Source organism: Streptomyces sp. H27-H5 (genome assembly GCF_026627505.1).
In the GTDB taxonomy this organism is placed as follows: Bacteria; Actinomycetota; Actinomycetes; order Streptomycetales; family Streptomycetaceae; genus Streptomyces.
Genome location: NZ_JAPNLK010000118.1, coordinates 1 through 19656 on the forward strand (window position 1 = coordinate 1; position 19656 = coordinate 19656).

The following is a 19656-nucleotide window of genomic DNA, read 5'->3' on the forward strand; positions in this document are numbered from 1 at the left end:
ACTTACGAGGTGCCCTCTTGCTCGGGTCTGATGGAAGCGTAGAAACTCCCATCATCCCAGGTCAGCGGGCACCTCTTCTGATTTCTCCATCCACAGCCCGACCACTACGCGGTGGATCCAGGCTGAGGAAGCAGTGGAACGCCTCGAACGATCCCCACCTCGTCACGCTGGGCTGGCAGTACGGCGTGCTTGACGACTCCCGTGGCTCGGCCGGCTTTGCCGCACGCTCCCCTACCCGCCGCTGATCCGCAGTTCCGCGGAATTGCTCAACAGCGAGCGGCAGGATGGGGGAATGAAGCGGTTTGCTGCTAAAGGGCTTGCAGAACAACAAGTTGCGTAACCGTGCACTGGACATCGCAGCTCAGGCGACGTGCGACAGCAAGTTGATTCTCTGCAAGCTCTTACTAGCGCGCGGAGCATGATGCACCCCGCCCGATTTCCGGACGGACCATGCGCACCACCCGTCTCATTCCCATAGTATTTGCTCGCCGCGCCCGCGGGCTGCTCCAGCAGCCGCTCAGCCCCGAAGCTCGCCCCGCCGGCGTTTCCGTCTCTAGCCTTTCGGTGAGCACGACTCCCACGCTGAGTGCCACAGCCTACAAGGCCTGGTCGTCGAGCGCGCTGCTGGGAAGACGGTCCCGCTATTACGACGCACTCAGCGAGGTGAACAAGAAGGCGCTCGCCGCAGCACCGGCCTCTGGCCGAACAGGCTCCCCGGAGCGAAGGCACATTCCCCGCGCCTTGCCGACGCCGACAGCGCCGGATCGGAGCCCGGACGCGGCCCCGCGCGCGGCTCCGCGTCCGGGCGTAGCCTGAATGGATGGAGAGCCTCGGGGTGTTACACGTCAATCGCTTCATGTGAGGCCACCGTCATGTCCACGTCCAGGAATTCGCCTTTCGGGCTGTTCGCTCTGCTTGCCGCGGTCATCGGGCTGCTCCTGGGAACACTCGGTACAGCAACCCCAGCGGCTGCATGGGCACCAGGAGGTGGACATGGCCAGGCCGGTGCCGTGACGCTGCCAACGGTGAGTCTGTCCGACATCGGTTTCTACCCACAGGCCCTAACCCTTACTTTCAACAGCGATGTCGGCCCGGTCGTGCAGCGCAGTCCCGCCACCGGAGTAGCTCAGGACGTCCAGTCGTTCTACGTCGTTCAACGCTGGACCGGGGCAAGCTGGGGCACCGTCACCATGCAGCGCCACGCCCGTCGGATCGAAGCCAACCAGAGCTCAGTGCAGTTCCCTGCTGTCTTCATCCAGCCCACATCGGGCACGGGAGACTATCGGTTCACCTTCACTTTCCATTGGTTCGTGGCCGGCACAGATACCTCTCTTGGGGACCAAATTGAGGTGTCTGACAAAGTATCCGACCACGTGTGCGTTACCTCTCGGCGTCCATGCACATCCTATGCTGGTTACGTCACCATCGGCCCGATCAGGTAGCTCAACGATGACCGCTCCTTCCGCCGTTCTCCCACCTCAGCCGCGACTCCCTTCACGGCCTGATCGATAAGGCAGGAAGAAGGGAATTGCGGGGAGGCTGGGGAAGGATTCCCTTGAGCGACTACGAGACGCACTCACCACCGCCCGAGGCTGTGTGACGTGCTTGGCAGTGGTCAGTCTTCGCGGTCGCTACATCAAGCGCCATCAACTCAAACTCTTCCATTGGATGAGGGTGATTCCGATGCCACAAGCCCAGTCGGGACGGATCATCGCCACTGTAGCGATGATGGCCAGCGTGCTGACGCTATCGTCCGCAAGCGCGCTCGCCAGAGCACCCGCGAACCACTCCGCAGCCAAGCGGGCCGTGGTCGGCGCGTACGGCCAAGAGGTCCTGGGCTTTCTGAGTCCTTCCGACATTGGGTCGGACGAATGCGGACCGCCTGGTGCGTTGCCGGGGATCTTCCGGTGTGAGAGCCAGAAGACAGAAGTCGATGGCGACCTCTATTACAACCTGGACTTCATCAACCAGTTCCGTAGTCGCTTCCCATACACCACGCTTGACAACAACCAGATTGCCGACTGGGGCCACTACGTATGCAAGGACCTAGAAAAGAATGTCGAGAGTGCGGTGGTGCAGGCGTGGGTGAACGCTGGGTGGAACTGGAATGATGCGACCTGGGTGGTAGGCACCAGCGAGAACTTCTTCTGCCCGTCGCTGCGTGGCGGTGACGTCGTCATTCCCGGCGCGTAGCCTTTCCGGATCCCGGCGGTGACGAGGCGTGGGCACCGCCCTGCCGGCTGGCTTGGCGGCCACCCACTATGAAAGGCGACAGTGCGAGGCCTGCAGGACGCAGGAAGGCTGATTCAAAGTCGGGGTGATCATGTGGCACCGCTGGTCACCGCAGGGTGGCGATCTTCTGGAGAGGCGTCACGCACGCAACGAAGCTCCGGTTTACGGGGTGACCTCGCAAGTCGCCCTGAACAACCGGAGCTTCGATGTGCCGTCAGTCTGCCACCGTCTGCCTGACCAAGTCGCCCTCACGTCGACACCGCGAGTTGCCACGGGTGGCGGACCGCCTGGAGACCCTTCCCGATCCGCGTGACCGGCGTGGCCGCCGCCACTCCTTGACCTCGGTGCTGCTGCTGGCCGCCTGCGCGGTGCTGGCGGGCGCCCGCTCCTACCTTGCCATTGGCCAGTGGGCCCCCTCAGCTCCGCAAGACGCCCTCGTCCGCTTGGCGGTCCGCCGTGCCGGAGCCCTGGGCGTGCGCATCGCCCCCAGTACCTCCACCGTCCGCCGCGTGCTGCTGGCTGTGTGCCCCGGCGGCCTGGCCGACCTGCTCGGATACGCCCCGACCGGGGTCGAGAACCTGGCGCTCGACGGCAAAAGTGCGCGTGGTTCACGCACCATGGACGTCCCGGCCGCTCACCTGCTGTCCGCGGTCACCGGGGCCGGACACACCGTCAGCCAGCTGCGGGTCCCGGACAAGACCAACGAGATCACCGGCTTCGCCCGTTTGCTGGCCCCGTTCGACCTGGCAGACACCGTGGTCACCGCCGACGCCCTGCACACGCAGCGTGAGCATGCCCGCTTCCTGGTCGAGGAGAAGTACGCGCACTACCTGTTCGTGGTCAAGGCCAACCAGCCTGGCCTGTCCGCCGCGCTGCGGTCCCTGCCATGGAACAAGGTCACCGCCAGGCGCTACGACCGCGAGCGCGGACACGGCCGCCGCGAGACCCGCTCGACCCGGGTGCTGACCGACCGGCCTCGGCCTCGACTTCCCGTACGCGGTGCAGGCCGCAAAGGTTCTGCGGCATCGCACCGACCTGAGGACCGGCAAGGTCACCCGGCAGACCATCTACGTGATCAGCGACTTGACGGCCCGCCAGGCATCGCCGCAGCGGATCGGACAGCTGGCCAGGTCACAATGGGTGATCGAGAACCGGGTCCACTTCGTCAGGGATACCGCATTCGCCGAGGACGCCTCGAAGATCCGCACCGGACACGGACCGAAGAACATGGCGACGCTGCGGAACACGGCGATCAACACTCTCCGCGCCGCCGGGCACAACAGCATCGCCGCCGGCCTGCGCGAGGTCTCCTACGCGCCCTTCACCCGCCCGCTGGACCTGCTCGGCCTGGCCTGACCTGCACTCCATCAAGATCACCCAGACCTTGAATCAGCCCTGTCTGCAGGACGAGGTGCCCCCGTGGGAACTGCCAGCCGCAGCCGTGGCCGTCGCACACGCCGCGGTCGGCGACCTTGATGCCGCCCGCCGCTGCGCGAACGGTCTCAACGTTCCCCACGACCGGTCCGCGGCGTTCGCCGACGTGGCTGGCTACCTCACCAGCGCGCCCGCAGCCCTCAGATCCGTCTCCGAATCCACCAGCACTGCCTTCGCCCGGACGTTCCGGGCCCTCGCCCAGTCTCAGATACCTGCGGACACGGCACACACAGTCCAAGAGGCGGCGTCCTTCGTTGTCGACGCGCTCGCCGGCGACGGCTGGTACCACGTGCTGCCCGTCCTGGCCCGCGAGCCGGCCTCCGTCGTACGCGTGCGCGACATCGTCTTCGCCCACCGGCAGCTGGGCGAATGACGCCGCCTCCCCTCCCTCGGTCCGTTCGGCTGCATCGGCGCCGTGTGTGGAAGGACGCCGATGACATGTGGCGCCGAGCCACCGGGTGGCGAACGGGCGAGTCCACGCGCGGTCATGTCCCCTGTAGTGGTGTAGCCGATCAATCGGCGGTTGTGTTGGTGGTGTTGGGTAGTGCGGGGACGCTTTCGGGGAGTTCTGCGGGGTAGATCTGGTCCATGCTGCCCTCGGGGAGGTAGCGGCGGGGAAAGGCGATCCACTCGTCGTGCATCTCGAAGAGCACGGCGGTGACCAGCCGCAGGAGCGCGTCGTCGTTGGGGAAGACCTGGACGACGTCGATGCGGCGTTTGATCTCGCGGTTGACCCGTTCCAGCGGGTTCGTGGACTGGATCTTCTTCCAGTGCCGTTCCGGGAAGGAGGCGAAGGCGGTGAGGTCGTCCTTGGCGTCCAAGAGCATCTGCTTGACCTGGGGGAACTGTGTGCCCAGCATGTCAGCGACCGGGTCGAGCTGACGGCGGACGGCAGCCTGGGCGGGCTGGGCAAAGATGGTGCGGATGGTCGCGGCGACCATCTCCGCGGCGTCCTTGGCGATCACGCCGAAGACATTGCGCAGGAAATGAACCCGGCAACGCTGGTAGGCGGCGCCGATCATCACCTTGCGTTGACCTCGTCCCCTCCGCTGCTGGGGAACATGACGTCGCACCGTCGGGTGGTGGCCTGGGCTCGTACGACGTCGAAGGCTTCTTGGTAGAACGCCCCTGCCGGATCATGCGGCCGGGGCCGACCGTTCTACTCGGGCAAGCACAAGCTCGCGGGCCGCACGGACGTCATGGACGGACCGACAAGGGATACCAAGGAGCCGGGGGCACGGTCCGTGTTCCCTACCGCGGCCGGTGGGAGACGCTCTCCACAGGCCAGCAGGCCGTCAACCGGTCCCACGCGAAGATCCGGGCCCTGGTCGAGCAGGCCGTCGCCACCCTCAAGTCCTGGCGGCTTCTCCGCAAGCTCCGCTACTCGACCACCCGCATCACGAGCCTTGTTCAGGCTGTCCTCACCCTACATCTGGCCAGCTCAGGCAGAAGATGGAAAAGGCTCACGGCGCTCTTCGCCACCCATGACCACGAGTACCTGTTCCCGGCCATTGGCGGCGGGGCTGCTGGCCAACGCAAACATCAGCTACTGGCAGCCGGTCTCGCGCGGTCGACCGGCCTCCGAGGAGTTCACGGGGGTTCGCCTGAACCAGCCCCAGCTGGTCACCTCCCGCCGCCCCCTTCCGGAGGTCCCTGCGACCGCGCACGCCGGGAAGCGGCTGTACCTGCTTCGTCACGGCGGCAAGGAGTGGCTGGACGAAGATCGACACAGTCGCATCGCCGTGGAGACCCGCATGGGCCACGAGGTCGCCGGCGTGGAAGGTCTCTACTCGCACGTTCCCCTGACCATGGAGCAGGAGATTGCCGATTCGCTGCAAACCAGGTGGCTGCGCTTCGTGGCCAGCGAGGGAGAGCTCTGGAATGTGCCATCTCCCACTGCTCTCTGTTTCGATCTTGAAGAGTGATGGAAACAGCAGGTCAAAGCCGCTCAGGACCTCGACGCATGAACTGGTTCATGAAGTTCATCTCCACCAAGAGCTTCATGCCGTTCGTGATCTACCGGATCGCCCTCGGCATCCTGCTGTTCGTGCTGATCGGCACGGACGTGCCGAGCCCGCACGCCGGCGAGTCCGGCTCATAGCGCGCCACGCTCACCGCTTCGCGTGAACCGGAGGCCGCTCGGGAACGTTCCCGGGCGGCCTCCGCGTCGTTGTGCCTGAAGAGACCTGAAGGCAAGCAGCAGGGGGTGTCCCATGGGTCGTGTGGTGTTGGAGCGTTTTCCGGCCGGAAGTCCGAGGGGAAGCTGGCCCGCCGAGGAGTACGCGGCGCAGCGATTGCGCGAGGGCGTTCCGGCCGAGGTGGTGATGGATCTGGACAGTGACGCGTTCCTGGTCGTGGTCCGACCGCGGGAGGCTCATTCCGGTCATTGATCGAGTGCGTGGGGGCGCGGTCCGCGCACGCCCCTTGGCCTCGCGGGCGTACGCCCCCAGACTGTCCCGATGACGCAGCGTGTGGACCTCGCGACGGTAATGGACCGGCTGGCCATCGACGAGGTGGTCTCGGGGTACGCGGCGGCCGTCGACGACGGGGACTGGGGCGCCTACCGCGCCCTGTTCACCCCGGCCGGGCGGGCCGACTACAGCTCGGCGGGCGGGGTGGAGGGGCCCGCCGGCGAGGTGGCCGACTGGCTGTCGGAGACGATGCGGCTGTTCCCGGTGCGCCAGCACCTGATCGTCAACCGGCTGATCCGGCTGGAGGACCTGGGCGGTTCGCCCAGGGACTCGGCCGAGGTCCGGGCGGACTTCCTCAATCCGATGCGGCTGGCCGGGGAGGACTTCGACGGGACGGTCACCTCCCCCAATTTCGTCGCCGCCGGGCGGTACGCGTTCGTGCTGGCCCGGACCGCGGACGGCTGGCGGCTCACCTCGGTCACGGTGCACGAGAAGTGGCGGCACCTGTCCGCGTGACCCCGGCCGGGCCGAACCGGCCCGGCCGCCCCACACTGGAGGCGGAGGCGCGTCATGATCCCGAGGTCGAAGCGGTGGCGGGCGGCGGCCGCGGTCGCCGCCGGAGCGCTGCCCGCCCTCGCCTTCCCCTCGCCGGGGCTCTGGTGGTTCGCCTACGTCGCCCTCGTGCCCTGGATGCTGCTGCTGAGGTCCGCCCCCACCGGGCGGCGCGCGGCCCTGGAGGGGTGGCTCGGGGGCGCCGGGTTCATCTTCGCCGTCCACCACTGGCTGCTGCCGAGCATGCACGTGTTCCTGGTCGCGGTGGCGGCGCTGCTGGGTCTGCTGTGGATCCCCTGGGCGCTGTTGGTGCGGGAGCTGCTCGGCGGGGCGCCGGCCGCCGGTCGTGCGGCGGCCGCGCTGGTCCTCGTGCCGGCGGGGTGGCTGTTGTCGGAGGTGGTCCGGTCCTGGCAGGGACTGGGCGGGCCGTGGGGGCTGCTCGGGGCGAGCCAGTGGCAGGTGGCGCCGGCGCTCCGGCTGGCCTCCGTGGGCGGGGTGTGGCTGGTGAGCCTGCTGGTGGTGGCGGTGAACTGCGCGCTGGTGCTGTTGCTCGCGGTGCCGGGGGCGCGGGTCCCGGCGGTGGCCGGGCTGACCGGGTGCGCCGTGCTCACGGGGGTGGCGTGGCTGTGGGTGCCGCGCCCGGAGGTGACCGGCGCGCTGCGCGTGGCCGTGGTCCAGCCGGGGGTCGTCGCGGACGGGCCGGACAGCGCCGACCGACGGTTCGACGTCGGCGAGCGGCTGACCCGGACCCTGGTGGGCCAACGCCCCGACCTGGTGGTGTGGGGCGAGAGCAGCGTCGGCGCGGACCTGGAGGCCCGCCCGGACCTGGAGCGCCGGTTGACGGCCCTGTCCGCCGAGGTGGGGGCTCCCCTGCTGGTGAACGTGGACGCGCGGCGGGGCGACGGCGCCGGGATCCGCAAGAGTTCCGTCCTGGTCGGGCCCGAGGGCCCGACCGGCGACCGGTACGACAAGATGCGGCTGGTTCCCTTCGGCGAGTACGTGCCCGCCCGGGCGCTGTTCGGCTGGGCCACCTCGGTCGGCAAGGCGGCGGGCGAGGACCGGGTGCGGGGCGACTCCCCCGTGTTGATGCCGCTGCCGGGCCGGCCCGGGCTCCTGCTCGGTCCGCTGGTCTGTTTCGAGTCCGCGTTCCCCGACATGAGCCGGCACCTGGCGCGCGACGGGGCCGCGCTCCTCGTCGCGCAGTCCGCGACGTCCAGCTTCCAGGACAGCTGGGCCCCGGCCCAGCACGCCTCCCTCGCCGCCCTGCGCGCCGCCGAGACCGGCCGCCCGGTGGTCCACGCCACCCTCACCGGCATCAGCGAGGTGCACGGCCCGGCCGGTGAGCGGGTCGGCCCCTCCCTCGCCACGTCGGCGAGCACCGCCCAGGTGTACGCCGTGCCGCTGGCCGCCGGCTCGACGCTCTACGTCCGCTTCGGGGACTGGCCGGTGGGCGCGGCCCTCGCCGCCCTGGCCGCGTTCTGCGCGGCCCGGTGGAGGCCGTCGCTCAGGAAGCCTGCTCCAGAGCCGAGCGCACCACCCGTTCACACAGCTCGTGGGTGAGGAGGGCATCCCGGGCGCTCAGGGTGGTGCCGGCCTCGACGGCTTCCAGGAAGGCGTCCACCACCTGTTCGATGCCCCGCTGACGGGCGACCGGCACCCAGTCGCCGCGCCGGCGCACGGTCGGCTGGCCCTTGTGGTCGATGATCTCGGCGAGGTTGACGACCTGCCGCTTGGTGTCCTGCCCGGACACCTCCAGGGTCTCCTCGGTCGACCCGGAGAGCCGGTTCATGATGCCGAGGGCGATGAACCCGTCACCGGACATCTGGAGCACCACCTGATGCATCAGCCCCTCGCGGACCACGGCCCGGACGTCGACGTGGTCGGCGTCCCCGGGCAGCAGGAACCGCAGGGTGTCGACGACGTGGATGAAGTCGTCCAGGACCAGCGTCCTCGGGTCCTCGGGCAGGCCGACCCTGTTCTTCTGCATGACGATCAACTCGCGCGGGTGGTCGACGCACTGCGCGTACCCGGGCGCGTGGCGCCGGTTGAAGCCCACGGCGAGGGAGACCCCGCGCTCCTCGGCCAGTTCCACCAGCCGCCGCGAGTCCTCGAACTCGTAGGCCAGGGGCTTGTCCACGTAGGTGGGCACGCCCGCCTCCAGCAGCCGCGCCACGATCTCCGGGTGGGCCTCGGTCGGCGCGTGCACGAAGGCCGCGTCGAGCCCCGCAGAGAGCAGCGCGTCGAGCGTGGTGTGCCGGCGCTCGGCCGGGACGTGGTGGATCGCGCCGATCCGCTCCAGCGTGGCGGGGGTGCGGGTCTGCAGGTGCAGCTCCACTCCCGGACGGGCGGTGAGGACGGGCAGGTACGCCTTCCGGGCGATGTCGCCGAGTCCGATGACGCCAACCTTCACCGGGAGCCTCCAGGTTCGTTCCTTGTGGGACGCTCGCAGCTTAATCCCTGGTGGCAGGGGCTGCGGTCGCCGAGGATGGGGCACATGAGCAACTCCGGATCCCACCGCCCCGAACCCTCCACCACCGCTAACGAGCGGGACATGTTGGACGGCTGGCTCGACTACCACCGCTCCACGTTGGCCTGGAAGTGCGAGGGGCTCGGGGACGAGCAACTGCGCCGCAGCGCGCTCGCGCCGTCCGAACTCAGCCTGTTGGGCCTCGTCCGGCACATGGCGGAGGTGGAACGGTACTGGTTCCGCGAGATCATGCTCGGCGAGGAGCTCCCCGACCTGTACTCGACGCCCGACAACGTGGACGGCGACTTCCGGTTCACCGCCGAGGACACCTGGAGCGAGTCCGAGCGGGTGTGGCAGACCGAGATCGAGCTGGCCCGGCAGTCCGTGCAGGGCCGCTCCCTGGACCTGGTCTCGCGGCCCGAGAACCACCGCCGGGGCGAGGTGTTCAGCCTGCGCTGGGTGTACACCCACATGATCGAGGAGTACGCCCGCCACAACGGTCACGCGGACCTGCTGCGCGAGCACATCGACGGGGCCACGGGCGAGTAGCGGCCCCGGTCGCCGGTCGGTTCGCGCTCCGGCCGTCAACCGGCGGCGCACCGGCGGCCGGCCGTCACCCGTGCGGGGGCAATATCGCCCCAGGGTTTTCGCAACCGGGTCCTCGCACAGCAGAGTTGCCCGAGTGCATCCAACCCGAACCACGACAAAACTGCTGCTCGGAGTGGCCTGTGCCGTCTCGGCTGTCTCCGGCTGCGTGAACGTGCCCCCCGGTCCGGCGCAGCCCGCGCCGGTGCCCCCCGCGGGGTCGCCGCCGCGGCACGAGCCGCGCGGCGAACCGGGAGCCCTCCCGGTGGTCGTCCAGGCGCCCGCCCTGGAGGCGCTGCGGGCCGTCCCGCGGGAGCCGGCGCGTCCGACGACGTCGGGGACCGGCAGCCGGGTCGAGCCGCCGACCGCGCCGCGTACGCCCGCAGGGCCCGAACGGGCGGCGCCGCCGGTCCCGGACATCCCGGAGCCCCGCCGACGGGCCGAGCATCCGCCGGGGCACGACGACGGCCGTCCGGGGGACCGTCCGCACCGCCCCCGGCCCGACGCGAAGGTGCCGCGGGAGCTGATGCGGGAGCTGCCGGTGCGCCCGGCGGACGTGTGCGCCGTGGGCCGTCGCCACGGTCGCTGGCATCCCGACAGCCCGGAGGCCCGGATCTGCGCGGGCGTCCAAGGCGGCTGAGGGTTCTTCCTGTACGGCAGCCCGCGCCCCGGGGGGCCTACGGGGACTGCTCCGGGAAGTGGCGGGGCCGCTCGCCGGGTTCCGTCGCGAGCCGCAGCTCCAGCCGGGCGATGGCGGCCCGGACCCGGTCGCCGTACCCGTCGTCGGCGAGCGCTCCGGTGGCCGCCCTGGCCCGGGCGAGGTGGACCCGGGCCGCCTCCGGCCGTCGTAGTTTCACGTAGTCGGCGGCCAGGTTGAGGTGCAGTGACGGGTAGAACACCCGGACCGCCGGGTGCGGGTCTCGGGCCCCGCGCGGGGCCCGTGCGCCCGGTGGGCCCGCGGGCGGGCCCTCGGCGACGCTCGGGCCGTCGGCGGCGGTCAGCGCCCGCAGGTCCCAGGCCAGTTCGTCGGCGGGATCGTCCTGCGCGTCGGCCATGTAGTGCGCGAGCGTGCACCGGTGGAGCGGGGGGCCCGCCTCGCCGATCTCGGACCAGATCTCCCCCAGGCGATTGCGGGCCTCCTCGCGGTCTCCGGCGTGCAGCAGGATGACGGCCTGGCCGATCCTGGTCATGACGGCGTCCTCGGACGCCTCCTGCTGCTCCGTCAACGCGACCTCCGGCTGGCTCTGCCAGACCTGCTCTCCGGTCTGATCGTCACGACGCTAACCGCAGGCGCCGCCTCTGACGCCCAGGCGGGGTGTGGCGTCAGCCAAGGTCCGGGATACGCCAGTCGATCGGCTCATGCCCCTGGGCGGCGACGGCTTCGTTGATCTGGGTGAAGGGGCGGGACCCGAAGAACTTCTTGGCCGACAGCGGCGACGGGTGGGCGCCCTTGACGATCACGTGCCGGTCCTCGTCGATCAGCGGGATCTTCTTCTGGGCGTACGCGCCCCAGAGCACGAAGACGACCGGGTCGGGGCGCGCGGAGACGGCCCGGATCACGGCGTCGGTGAACTTCTCCCAGCCCTTGCCCTTGTGCGAGTTGGGCTCGGCCTCGCGGACGGTGAGCACCGCGTTGAGCAGCAGGACGCCCTGCTCGGCCCACGGCATCAGGTACCCGTTGTCCGGGACGGGGAGGCCGAGCTCCTCCTTCATCTCCTTGTAGATGTTGCGCAGCGAGGGCGGGGTCTTGACCCCGGGCCGCACGGAGAAGCACAGGCCGTGCCCCTGGCCGGCGCCGTGGTAGGGGTCCTGGCCGAGGACCAGGACCTTCACCTTGTCGAACGGCGTGGCCTCCAGGGCCGCCAGGACCTGGTCGCGGGGCGGGTAGACCGGCCCGTTTGCCCGCTCCTTCTCGACGAACTCGGTGAGCTCTTTGAAGTAGGGCTGGTCCAGCTCTCCGCCGACAGCGGGGAGCCAGGACTCGGGCAGCATCTGGGTCACGTCTACAACCTCCGGTACAGGATCGTGCAACTGCGTGGTGCAACTGCCCAGAACCTACCGGCAGCCACTGACAACGCGTCGTCCGCCTGCCCGCCCGGTGCCCGCTACCAACTGGTCTTGCGGTACAGCTCCCACATCTGCATGGCGGTCTGCGGGTCGAGGGCCCGCTCGGCGCCGGCGATGTCCTCGCGTGCGCCGACGTAGAGCTTGCCCTGCCACAGCGGCAGCAGCCGGACGTCCTGGGCGAAGATCTGCTGCGCCTCCTCGAACTCCTTGACGCCGGCGGCCCGGTCGCTCTCGCGGCGGGACTTGGGCAGCAGCTCGTTCAGGATGGGCGCGGGCTCGTACGGGGTGCCGACCGCGTTCTGCTTGCCGACGAACGGGGCGATGAAGTTGTCCGGGTCCGGGAAGTCGGGGAACCAGCCTCGACCGAAGACCGGGTACTCGCCCTTCTTGTAGCCCGCCTGGAAGGCCTTCCAGGGCTGGCCGCGCAGGTTGATCTTGAAGAGGTCGCTCTCCTCGAGCTGCCGCTTGATCTCGGTGAACTCCTCGGCGGTGGAGGGGCCGTACCGGTCGGTGGTGTACCAGAAGGTCAGCTCCACCTTCTGGGTGATCCCGGCCTCCCGGAGGATCTTCTTCGCCTTCTCGACGTCCGAGTGGCCGTACAGGTCGTAGAACGGCGTCCGGTGGGCGACGGTGCCCTTGGGGACCATCGAGTACAGCGGCTCGGCCGTGCCCTGGTAGACCTTGGCCACGAGCGCGCCGCGGTCGATGACCTGGGCGATGGCCTGGCGCACCGGCAGCTTGGCGACCTGCGGGTCCTTGGGGTTGAAGACGAGGTAGCGGATCTCGGCGCCGACGTTCTCGACGACCTGGATGCCGGCCTCGTGGGACGCGGGCGTCTGCAGGTCCTTGACCTCCGCGGCGGACAGGCCTCGGTAGGTGGCGTCGATCTCCTTGGACTTGAGGGCCGCGACCATCTTCTTGGAGTCCGCGAAGTACCGGATGGTCACCGCGTCGTTGCGACGGTTGGCGAAGCCCGCGTAGCTCGCGTTGCGGCTGAGGACCGCTTCGCTGCCCTCGGTGTACGAATCGAGGACGTAGGGGCCGGAGCCGATCGTCTTGCCCTCCTCGCGCACCTTGTCCGCCGGGTACTCCTTCGGCGGGACGAGCGAGGCGGCCGGCGAGCCGAGGACGTACGGGAAGGTCGCGTCCGGGGTGTTCAGGTGGAAGACCACCGTCGCCGCGTCCGGGGTCTCGATCTTGTCCAGGCTGCCGAAGAGGTCCTTCGGGCCGACCTGGGAGTTGATCGTCCGGATCCGGTCGAGGGAGTGCTTGACGGCCTTGGCGTCCAGCGGTTCCCCGTTGGAGAACTTGAGGCCCTTCTTCAGGGTGCAGCGGTAGGACTCGTTGCGGGAGTCGGTGAATTCGCAGGCCTGGGCGGCATCCGGCTGGGGCTGGGTGGAGCCCGTGGGGAATGCCAGGAGCGTCTGGTAGATGTTCCGGTACAGCTCCCAGGAGCCGTCCCATGCCGCGGCGGGGTCGAGGGTGCTCGGCTGGCTCATCGTACCGACGACGATCCGCTTCTTGTCGTCGCCGCTGTCGTCGGAGAGCAGACCGCATCCGGCGAGCAGGGATATGGACGCAAGGGCCGCAGTGATCTGCAGGCATCTGGTCCGGTTGAACACGTGCACGCTCCTCGATCAGCCAGGGGTGCGGCAGACCCTACCGCAGTGCCTCACAAATCCAATGGGCAGGTTTCGTGAGGCACTTGACCGATTACGTGCGTATTCGGTACGCATTTGCCTCCTCCTGGGAGGCAAATGCGTCCGTTTATCGGTCAGTGCACCCCGGCATTGAGGAACATTCCCCCGTCGACGACCAGAGTTTGTCCCGTGATCCATTCCGCTTGTGCAGATGTAAGAAAGGCCGCGGCGCCCCCGATGTCCTCCGGGACCCCGAGTCGGCCGAGCGGGTAGGCCGCGGCGGCCTCCTGCTCACGACCCTCGTAGAGCGCCTGCGCGAACTTCGTCTTCACCACCGCGGGGGCGATGGCGTTGACCCGCACGCCCGGCGCCATCTCGTGCGCGAGCTGGAGGGTGAGGTTGACCATGGCGGCCTTGCTCATCCCGTACGCGCCGATGAAGGGCGAGGCGGAGACGCCGGCGATGGAGGCGATGTTCACGATCGCCCCGCCGTTGTGCTTCTGCCAGGCGTGCCAGGTCCGCTGCGCGAAACCGAGCGCGGAGATCACGTTCGTCTCGAAGACCTTGCGCGCGACGCCCAGGTCCAGGTCCGCGATCGGCCCGAAGACCGGGTTGGTGCCCGCGTTGTTGATCAGGAAGTCGACCCGGCCGAAGGCCTCCATCGTCCGCTCCACGGCGACGGCCTGGTGGGCCTCGTCGTGAGCCTTCCCGGCGACGCCGAGCACCCGGTCCGCCCCGAGCCGCTCGACGGCCTCCTTGAGGGTGTCCTCGTTGCGCCCGGTGATGCACACCCGGTCGCCCCGGGCGACCAGGGCCTCCGCGATGCCGTAGCCGATGCCCCGGCTCGCCCCGGTGATCAGTGCGACCTTGCCGCTGTCGTTCCCGCTGTACGTCATGCCGTACGCCCTGCCTCTCGTTCGTCGCCGCGCGTCAGTTGAGCGGGCCGCCGGCCACGTACAGGACCTGCCCGGAGACGAAGCCGGCCGCGTCGCCCGTGAAGAAGGCGATCGCGTTGGCGATGTCGTCCGGGGTGCCGACGCGCTGCACCGGGATCTGGGTGGCGGCGGCGGCCTGGAAGTCCTCGAAGCCCATGCCGACGCGGGCGGCCGTCTGGGCGGTCATCTCGGTGGCGATGAAGCCGGGAGCCACGGCGTTGGCGGTCACGCCGAACTTGCCGAGTTCGATGGCCAGGGTCTTGGTGAAGCCCTGGAGACCGGCCTTGGCGGCGGAGTAGTTGGCCTGGCCGCGGTTGCCGAGGGCGGAGCTGCTGGAGAGGTTCACGACGCGGCCGAACTTGGCCTCCACCATGTGCTTCTGACAGGCCCGCGCCATCAGGAACGCGCCCCGCAGGTGCACGTTCATGACCGTGTCCCAGTCGGTGGCGCTCATCTTGAAGAGCAGGTTGTCGCGGAGCACACCCGCGTTGTTGACCAGGATGGTCGGGGCGCCGAGCGTGCTCGCGACGCGCTCGACGGCCGCCTCCACCTGCGCGCTGTCGGAGACGTCGCAGCCGATGGCGCCGGCCTTCCCGCCGGCCGCCGTGATCGTCTCGACGGTGTCCTTGCAGGCCGCCTCGTCCAGGTCGAGTACGGCGACCGCCCGGCCCTCGGCGGCCAGGCGTACGGCGGTGGCGGCGCCGATGCCCCGGGCCGCCCCGGTCACGATCGCGACGCGCTGCTCGGTGGTGGACATGCTGGATCTCCTCGCGCTTGGAATCCTCGGTGCGCCGACGCGGCCCCTCGTGGGTGAGCAACCGCTTAGTAGCTTCGGCTGGACAGACGCTAGGAGCCCTGGCACCCGGTGTCAACGGCGCCGGTCCGCAGAGCTCCCCGGGTCGTGCGCCGATCCTCGGAGGTCCGCCGCGCTCAGCGCACCAGCAGGTCCAGCAGCCGTTCCACCTCGGCCTCCGGGTCGGCCGTCAGCCCGGTGTGCACCGGGCCTGGCTGCACCACGGTGCTGCGCGGCGCGATCAGCCAGCGGAACCTGCGGCCCGGCTCGTCGCCCGCCGCCTGACCGGCCGACTCGCCGCCCGCGCACAGCCCCTCGACGCCGAGCAGGGCGGCCCGTACACCGGTCACGTCGGCGTCGGGGTCGAGGGCGAGCAGCTTGCCCTCGTCGAGGTGGGTGCGCGCGGCGACGTAGGAGTGCGCCCGGCAGTAGACGATCACGCCGGCGTTGAAACACTCGCCGCGCTCCATCCGGGGCACCACACGCACCAGCGCGTACTCGAACACGTCCCGCTTGATCACTCGCTGTCGCTCTTCTTCTCGTCGGGCTCGGTCTTGGCGCGCGGCGGCGCGAGGCGCTCGGCCAGCCACCCGGGCGGACCCGACCTCGGTCGGACCTCGGCCTCCATCGTGATCCTCTCGTGGATGCCGGCCGCACGCGGCAGGAGTGCGTCCACATAGGCGCGTCGCACGGCGTCCGTGGAGTCGAAGCCGGGCTCGTCGACCAGCCACTCGTCCGGCACGTCGGCGGTGACCTCGGTGAGCAGTTCCCTCGTCACCAGCGGCGCGAGCTCCGCGGCGGCGGCCGCGATGTCCGGTCCGACGGGGGCCAGGACGTGGTCGGAGGCGTTGTAGGGCTTGGCGGAGGCGGCCGGGGCGCTCGGCCAGTTGTGGTGCCAGATCATGGTGGCGCCGTGGTCGATGAGCCACAGGTCGCCGTGCCAGACCAGGAGGTTCGGGTTGCGCCAGGACCGGTCGACGTTGTTGATCAGGGCGTCGAACCAGACCACACGCCCGGCCTCGACGGGGTCCACCTGGTAGGCGAGCGGGTCGAAGCCGATCGAGCCGGGCAGGTAGTCCATCCCGAGGTTCAGTCCGCCGCTGGCCTTGAGCAGCTCCTGCACCTCCTGGTCGGGCTCGCCGAGCCCGATGACGGGGTCGAGCTGTATCTGCACCAGCCGCGGGACCCGCAGGCCCAGCCGCTGGGCCAGCCGCCCGCAGACGACCTCGGCGACCAGCGTCTTGCGGCCCTGGCCGGCTCCGGTGAACTTCATGACGTAGGTACCGAGGTCGTCGGCCTCGACTATTCCCGGGAGCGAGCCGCCCTCACGCAGGGGCGTGACGTAACGGGTCGCGATCACTTCGGACAGCATCCAACCAGGTTACGGGGGTCAGCGCGGCCCGGCCCACCCGCCGAGCAACTCCCGGGTCGTGGTGATGGTGGCGACCAGCGCCAGCGCGTTGCGGATCACCTCGGCGGTGTACGTGGCGGGCACCCCGGCGATCGCATCGGAGGGGACCACCACCCGGTAGCCGAGGTTCACGGCGTCGAAGACGGTGTTGGGGATCGCGATGTTCGAGGAGACCCCGGTGACGACGAGGGTGCGGACAGCGAGGTTGCGGAGCAGGGCGTCCAGGTCGGTGCCGGCCATCGGGGAGAGCCCGTGCAGCCGGCGCACGACCAGGTCCCGCTGGGCCACCACGATGGGGGCGGCGACCTCGACCGCGCGGCTCCCGCTGAGCTGGCGCACCGGGAGCTTCCCCGCGGCCCGGAACAGCCGCGCGTTGGCGTTGGCGCCGAGCCCGTCCTCCCGCCGCTCCGCGACGGCGTGCAGTACCTGTACGCCCGCTCCCCGGGCGGCCTCGACCAGCGCGGCCACCCGGTCCAGCATCCCCGAGTCGCGGGCCTCCTTGGCCAGCTCGGGAAGGGCGCTCTCCTCGCCGACGACGCCGTTCTGGCATTCGACGGTGAGCAGCGCGGTGGTGGCGGGATCGAGTTCCGGCATGGCTCCCCCTGGCGTGACGACCGAAGAGCCCGCATGATTCCTGACACACAGTCAGATGTGAAGGGGTGCGCGACGGATGGACGAGACACGCGTGGACCGGGCGCAACGGCGGGGTCGCCGCATCATGATGACCGACGAGGAGGTGGACGCCTTCCTGCGCGAGCAGCGCACCTGCCGGGTGGCCACCGTCTCCCCGGACGGAGGCCCCCACGTCGGGGCCCTGTGGTTCGCCTGGGACGGAAGTTCGCTGTGGCTGTACTCGATCACGCGCAGCCGCCGCTGGTCCGACCTGCGCAAGGACCCCCGGATCTCGGTGGTCGTGGACGCGGGCGAGGCGTACGACGAACTGCGCGGGGTCGAGCTGTCCGGCAGCGCGGTCTTCGTGGGCGAGGCCCCCCGCACGGGAGAGCCGTGCCCGGAGCTGGCGGAGGCCGAACGCCTCTTCCCGGTGAAGAACTTCGGGATCGAGGAGATGCCGCACGACGGGCGGCACGCCTGGATCCGACTCACCCCGGAGTCGATCGTCTCGTGGGACTTCCGCAAGCTGTAGGCACCGTGTGATCGCAGCGGCGACGCCCCCTACAGCGTCGAAGCGGTGGCCTTCAGCGCGTCGACGGCGGCCCGGACGGAGGGCCGCCGGTCGGCGTCCGCCCGCCAGACGACGTACACGTGCCGGCGGACGGCGTCGCTCACCGGCAGCAGTCGCACCCCGGGCGGGACGGGCCCGCGCCCCAGCCGGGGGGTCACGCACACGCCCAGGCCCGCTTCGACGAAGGCCAGTTGGGTGTGGTGCTCCTCGGCGATGTGCGCGATGCGGGGCTCGATTCCGATGCCGCGCAGGGTGAAGACCAGCCACTCGTGACAGAACTGACCCTCGTTCCAGGAGATCCACTCCTCGTCGGCGAAGTCGGCCAGCGAGACCAGGGGCCTGTCGGCGTGCGGGTGATCGGCCGGCACCGCGATGTCGACGGAGTCCTCCAGCAGATGGCAGCGGGTGAGTTCGACGGGCACCGGCATCCGCTTGTTGTGCCAGTCGATGGCCAGCGCCAGGTCGAGGTCACCGCGCACCACCGCGGCCATGCTCTCCCCCGGCTCCTGTTCCCGCACCCGGGTGCGGAGTTCGGGGTGGCCCGCGCGCAGCGCCGTCAGCGCCCCGGGCAGCAGTCCGCGCATGGCGGTGGGGAAGGCGCCGATCTGCAACTCCCCCACGGCGCAACCGCGTTGGGCCTCGACGTCGGCCTGGGCGAGTTCCACCTGGGAGAGGATCCGGGCCGCGTGGTCGGCGAGCAGACGCCCGGCGTCGGTCAGCCGGACCCCCCGCCCGTTCTTGGCCAGCAACGGCTGACCCACCTCCCGTTCCAGCTTGGCCATCTGCTGGGAGACGGCGGAGGTGGTGACGTGCAGCCCGTCCGCCGCGCCGCCGACCGAGCCGTGGCGGGCAAAGGCATCGAGGGTGCGCAGGCGCTCCAGGTTCAACATGTAAGCAATGCTACGACGACAGCCCCACGCATTCTCGCTTGTTCTAATGCGTCCGACGGCACAGAGTAAACCCATGAGCGCACCCACGACCCCGAGACCGGCCACCGAGGCCCTCCCCGATCCCACGCCGAACGCCGCCGCCGCGACCGCCGCCACACCGCCCGCCCCGCGCCGGGGCGGCCTCGACTGGCGGGTCCGGTTCGCCGTCCTCTCGGTGATCTGGGGCTTCAGCTTCCTGCTGATCAAGGTGGGCACGGAGGCCTACGCCCCGTTCCAGGTCGCTCTCGGTCGGGTCGCCTTCGGCGCCCTCGCACTGCTCACGGTCCTGATGCTGCGCCGCGAACGACTCCCCCGGGGTCGGCGGACCTGGGCCCACCTGACGGTGGCGGCGCTCCTGCTCAACACCGCGCCGTTCTCGCTCTTCGCGTACGCCGAGCTGAGCATCCCCTCCAGCCTGGCCGGCATCTGCAACGCGACGTCCCCGCTGTGGGGCATGGCCCTGTCCCTGGTCGCCCTGTCCGAGGACCGCCCCACCCGCCGCCGGTTCGCGGGCCTGGGCCTCGGCTTCCTCGGCGTGCTCACCGTCCTCGGGGCCTGGCAGGGCTTCTCGGGGGTCGACGCCACGGGCACCGCGCTCGCCCTGCTGGCCTCGCTCTGCTACCCGATCGGCTGGATCTACGTCCGCCGCACGCTGGCCGGCACTCCCGGTTCGCCGGTGGCCCTGACCGGCGCGCAGCTCGGCATCTCGACGGTCCAACTGCTCCTGGTGAGCGCCCTGTTCACGTCGGCGCCGCACTCGTTCCCGCTCTGGCCGACCCTTTCGGTGATCGCCCTGGGGGCCCTCGGCACCGGGCTGGCGCTACAGATGCAGTACGGGCTGGTGACGGAGGTCGGCCCGACCACCGCGCAGATGGTCACCTACTTCATCCCGGTCATCGCCACCACGGCGGGCGTCCTGGTCCTGGGCGAGCAGCTCCACTGGAACACCCCGGTCGGCGCGGCCATCGTCCTGGCCGGCGCGGCCCTCACCCAAACCCGCCCCCCGAAGCCCCCGAC

General features: G+C 70.1%; 21 protein-coding genes and 4 pseudogenes. 14 read left to right on the forward strand and 11 right to left on the reverse strand.

Annotation, left to right across the window (positions count from 1 at the left end):
• The first annotated feature begins 1025 nt into the window (after positions 1-1025).
• The 5 genes and pseudogenes from OTB19_RS36460 (at position 1026) to OTB19_RS36480 (ending at position 4039) form a co-directional block, all read left to right on the forward strand.
• A complete protein-coding gene (locus tag OTB19_RS36460; RefSeq protein WP_267803051.1) occupies positions 1026-1442 on the forward strand; it encodes a hypothetical protein in 417 nt (138 codons plus the stop codon).
• A gap of 241 nt (positions 1443-1683) precedes the next feature.
• Positions 1684-2193, forward strand: coding sequence for a DUF732 domain-containing protein (locus OTB19_RS36465; protein WP_267803052.1), 510 nt, complete (start codon positions 1684-1686; stop codon positions 2191-2193).
• 245 nt (positions 2194-2438) lie between these two features.
• Positions 2439-3146 (forward strand): annotated as a pseudogene (locus OTB19_RS43795) (ISAs1 family transposase); the annotation flags it as partial.
• Positions 3147-3231: 85 nt separating this feature from the next.
• Positions 3232-3588 carry a transposase gene (locus tag OTB19_RS36475; RefSeq protein ID WP_267803054.1) on the forward strand — a complete coding sequence of 119 codons (357 nt, stop codon included), beginning with the start codon at positions 3232-3234 and terminating at the stop codon, positions 3586-3588.
• 28 nt (positions 3589-3616) lie between these two features.
• Positions 3617-4039 carry a hypothetical protein gene (locus OTB19_RS36480; protein ID WP_267803055.1) on the forward strand — a complete coding sequence of 141 codons (423 nt, stop codon included), beginning with the start codon at positions 3617-3619 and terminating at the stop codon, positions 4037-4039.
• Between the two features lie 139 nt (positions 4040-4178).
• Here the strand turns inward: OTB19_RS36480 and OTB19_RS36485 are convergent.
• Positions 4179-4691: pseudogene (locus tag OTB19_RS36485) on the reverse strand (transposase); the annotation flags it as partial.
• A gap of 185 nt (positions 4692-4876) precedes the next feature.
• On the opposite strand from OTB19_RS36485, the pseudogene OTB19_RS36490 reads away from it, so the two are divergent.
• The 5 genes and pseudogenes from OTB19_RS36490 to lnt form a co-directional block, all read left to right on the forward strand.
• Positions 4877-5110 (forward strand): annotated as a pseudogene (locus tag OTB19_RS36490) (transposase family protein); the annotation flags it as partial.
• A gap of 40 nt (positions 5111-5150) precedes the next feature.
• Complete coding sequence (locus OTB19_RS36495) at positions 5151-5591, forward strand: hypothetical protein (protein WP_267803072.1); 441 nt, start codon at positions 5151-5153, stop codon at positions 5589-5591.
• A 44-nt stretch (positions 5592-5635) separates the two neighbouring features.
• Positions 5636-5767: pseudogene (locus OTB19_RS36500) on the forward strand (undecaprenyl-diphosphatase); the annotation flags it as partial.
• A 358-nt stretch (positions 5768-6125) separates the two neighbouring features.
• On the forward strand, positions 6126-6593 hold the full coding sequence (locus tag OTB19_RS36505) for a nuclear transport factor 2 family protein (protein WP_267803056.1): 468 nt from the start codon (positions 6126-6128) through the stop codon (positions 6591-6593).
• Between the two features lie 54 nt (positions 6594-6647).
• Positions 6648-8189 carry an apolipoprotein N-acyltransferase gene (gene lnt, locus OTB19_RS36510; RefSeq protein WP_267803057.1) on the forward strand — a complete coding sequence of 514 codons (1542 nt, stop codon included), beginning with the start codon at positions 6648-6650 and terminating at the stop codon, positions 8187-8189.
• Here lnt and OTB19_RS36515 read toward each other — a convergent pair.
• Complete coding sequence (locus tag OTB19_RS36515; protein WP_267803058.1) at positions 8134-9039, reverse strand: Gfo/Idh/MocA family protein; 906 nt, start codon at positions 9037-9039, stop codon at positions 8134-8136. The genes lnt and OTB19_RS36515 overlap by 56 nt on opposite strands.
• Positions 9040-9123: 84 nt before the next feature.
• On the opposite strand from OTB19_RS36515, the gene OTB19_RS36520 reads away from it, so the two are divergent.
• Together OTB19_RS36520 and OTB19_RS36525 are read left to right on the forward strand one after the other, a co-directional pair.
• Positions 9124-9645 carry a DinB family protein gene (locus OTB19_RS36520; protein WP_267803059.1) on the forward strand — a complete coding sequence of 174 codons (522 nt, stop codon included), beginning with the start codon at positions 9124-9126 and terminating at the stop codon, positions 9643-9645.
• A gap of 133 nt (positions 9646-9778) precedes the next feature.
• Entirely contained in the window at positions 9779-10321 is a 543-nt protein-coding gene (locus OTB19_RS36525; protein WP_267803060.1) for a hypothetical protein, read from the forward strand.
• A 37-nt stretch (positions 10322-10358) separates the two neighbouring features.
• On the opposite strand, the gene OTB19_RS36530 is transcribed toward OTB19_RS36525, so the two are convergent.
• The 8 genes from OTB19_RS36530 to OTB19_RS36565 form a co-directional block, all read right to left on the reverse strand.
• Entirely contained in the window at positions 10359-10907 is a 549-nt protein-coding gene (locus OTB19_RS36530) for a hypothetical protein (RefSeq protein ID WP_267803061.1), read from the reverse strand.
• A 97-nt stretch (positions 10908-11004) separates the two neighbouring features.
• Positions 11005-11673 (reverse strand): uracil-DNA glycosylase, encoded by a 669-nt coding sequence (locus OTB19_RS36535; protein ID WP_267803070.1) that lies wholly within the window; start codon positions 11671-11673, stop codon positions 11005-11007.
• 113 nt (positions 11674-11786) lie between these two features.
• Complete coding sequence (locus OTB19_RS36540; RefSeq protein ID WP_267803062.1) at positions 11787-13370, reverse strand: ABC transporter substrate-binding protein; 1584 nt, start codon at positions 13368-13370, stop codon at positions 11787-11789.
• Positions 13371-13522: 152 nt separating this feature from the next.
• On the reverse strand, positions 13523-14284 hold the full coding sequence (locus OTB19_RS36545) for an SDR family oxidoreductase (RefSeq protein ID WP_267803063.1): 762 nt from the start codon (positions 14282-14284) through the stop codon (positions 13523-13525).
• Positions 14285-14318: 34 nt separating this feature from the next.
• Positions 14319-15080 (reverse strand): 3-oxoacyl-ACP reductase FabG, encoded by a 762-nt coding sequence (gene fabG, locus OTB19_RS36550; RefSeq protein ID WP_267803064.1) that lies wholly within the window; start codon positions 15078-15080, stop codon positions 14319-14321.
• Positions 15081-15253: 173 nt separating this feature from the next.
• Complete coding sequence (locus tag OTB19_RS36555) at positions 15254-15637, reverse strand: DUF3037 domain-containing protein (RefSeq protein ID WP_267803065.1); 384 nt, start codon at positions 15635-15637, stop codon at positions 15254-15256.
• The gene (locus OTB19_RS36560; RefSeq protein WP_267803066.1) at positions 15634-16488 is read right to left on the reverse strand and encodes a HipA family kinase; all 855 of its coding nucleotides are present in this window, start codon (positions 16486-16488) and stop codon (positions 15634-15636) included. Before OTB19_RS36560 ends, OTB19_RS36555 begins: the two co-directional genes overlap by 4 nt.
• Positions 16489-16506: 18 nt before the next feature.
• On the reverse strand, positions 16507-17121 hold the full coding sequence (locus OTB19_RS36565; RefSeq protein WP_267803067.1) for a cysteine hydrolase: 615 nt from the start codon (positions 17119-17121) through the stop codon (positions 16507-16509).
• 91 nt (positions 17122-17212) lie between these two features.
• Between OTB19_RS36565 and OTB19_RS36570 the strand changes: the two genes are divergently transcribed.
• Entirely contained in the window at positions 17213-17671 is a 459-nt protein-coding gene (locus OTB19_RS36570) for a pyridoxamine 5'-phosphate oxidase family protein (protein WP_267803071.1), read from the forward strand.
• Between the two features lie 29 nt (positions 17672-17700).
• On the opposite strand, the gene OTB19_RS36575 is transcribed toward OTB19_RS36570, so the two are convergent.
• Positions 17701-18600, reverse strand: a complete 900-nt coding sequence (locus OTB19_RS36575) for a LysR family transcriptional regulator (RefSeq protein WP_267803068.1) — start codon at positions 18598-18600, stop codon at positions 17701-17703.
• A 73-nt stretch (positions 18601-18673) separates the two neighbouring features.
• Between OTB19_RS36575 and OTB19_RS36580 the strand changes: the two genes are divergently transcribed.
• Positions 18674-19656: DMT family transporter (locus OTB19_RS36580; RefSeq protein WP_267803069.1), on the forward strand; the 983-nt coding region annotated here is incomplete at its 3' end.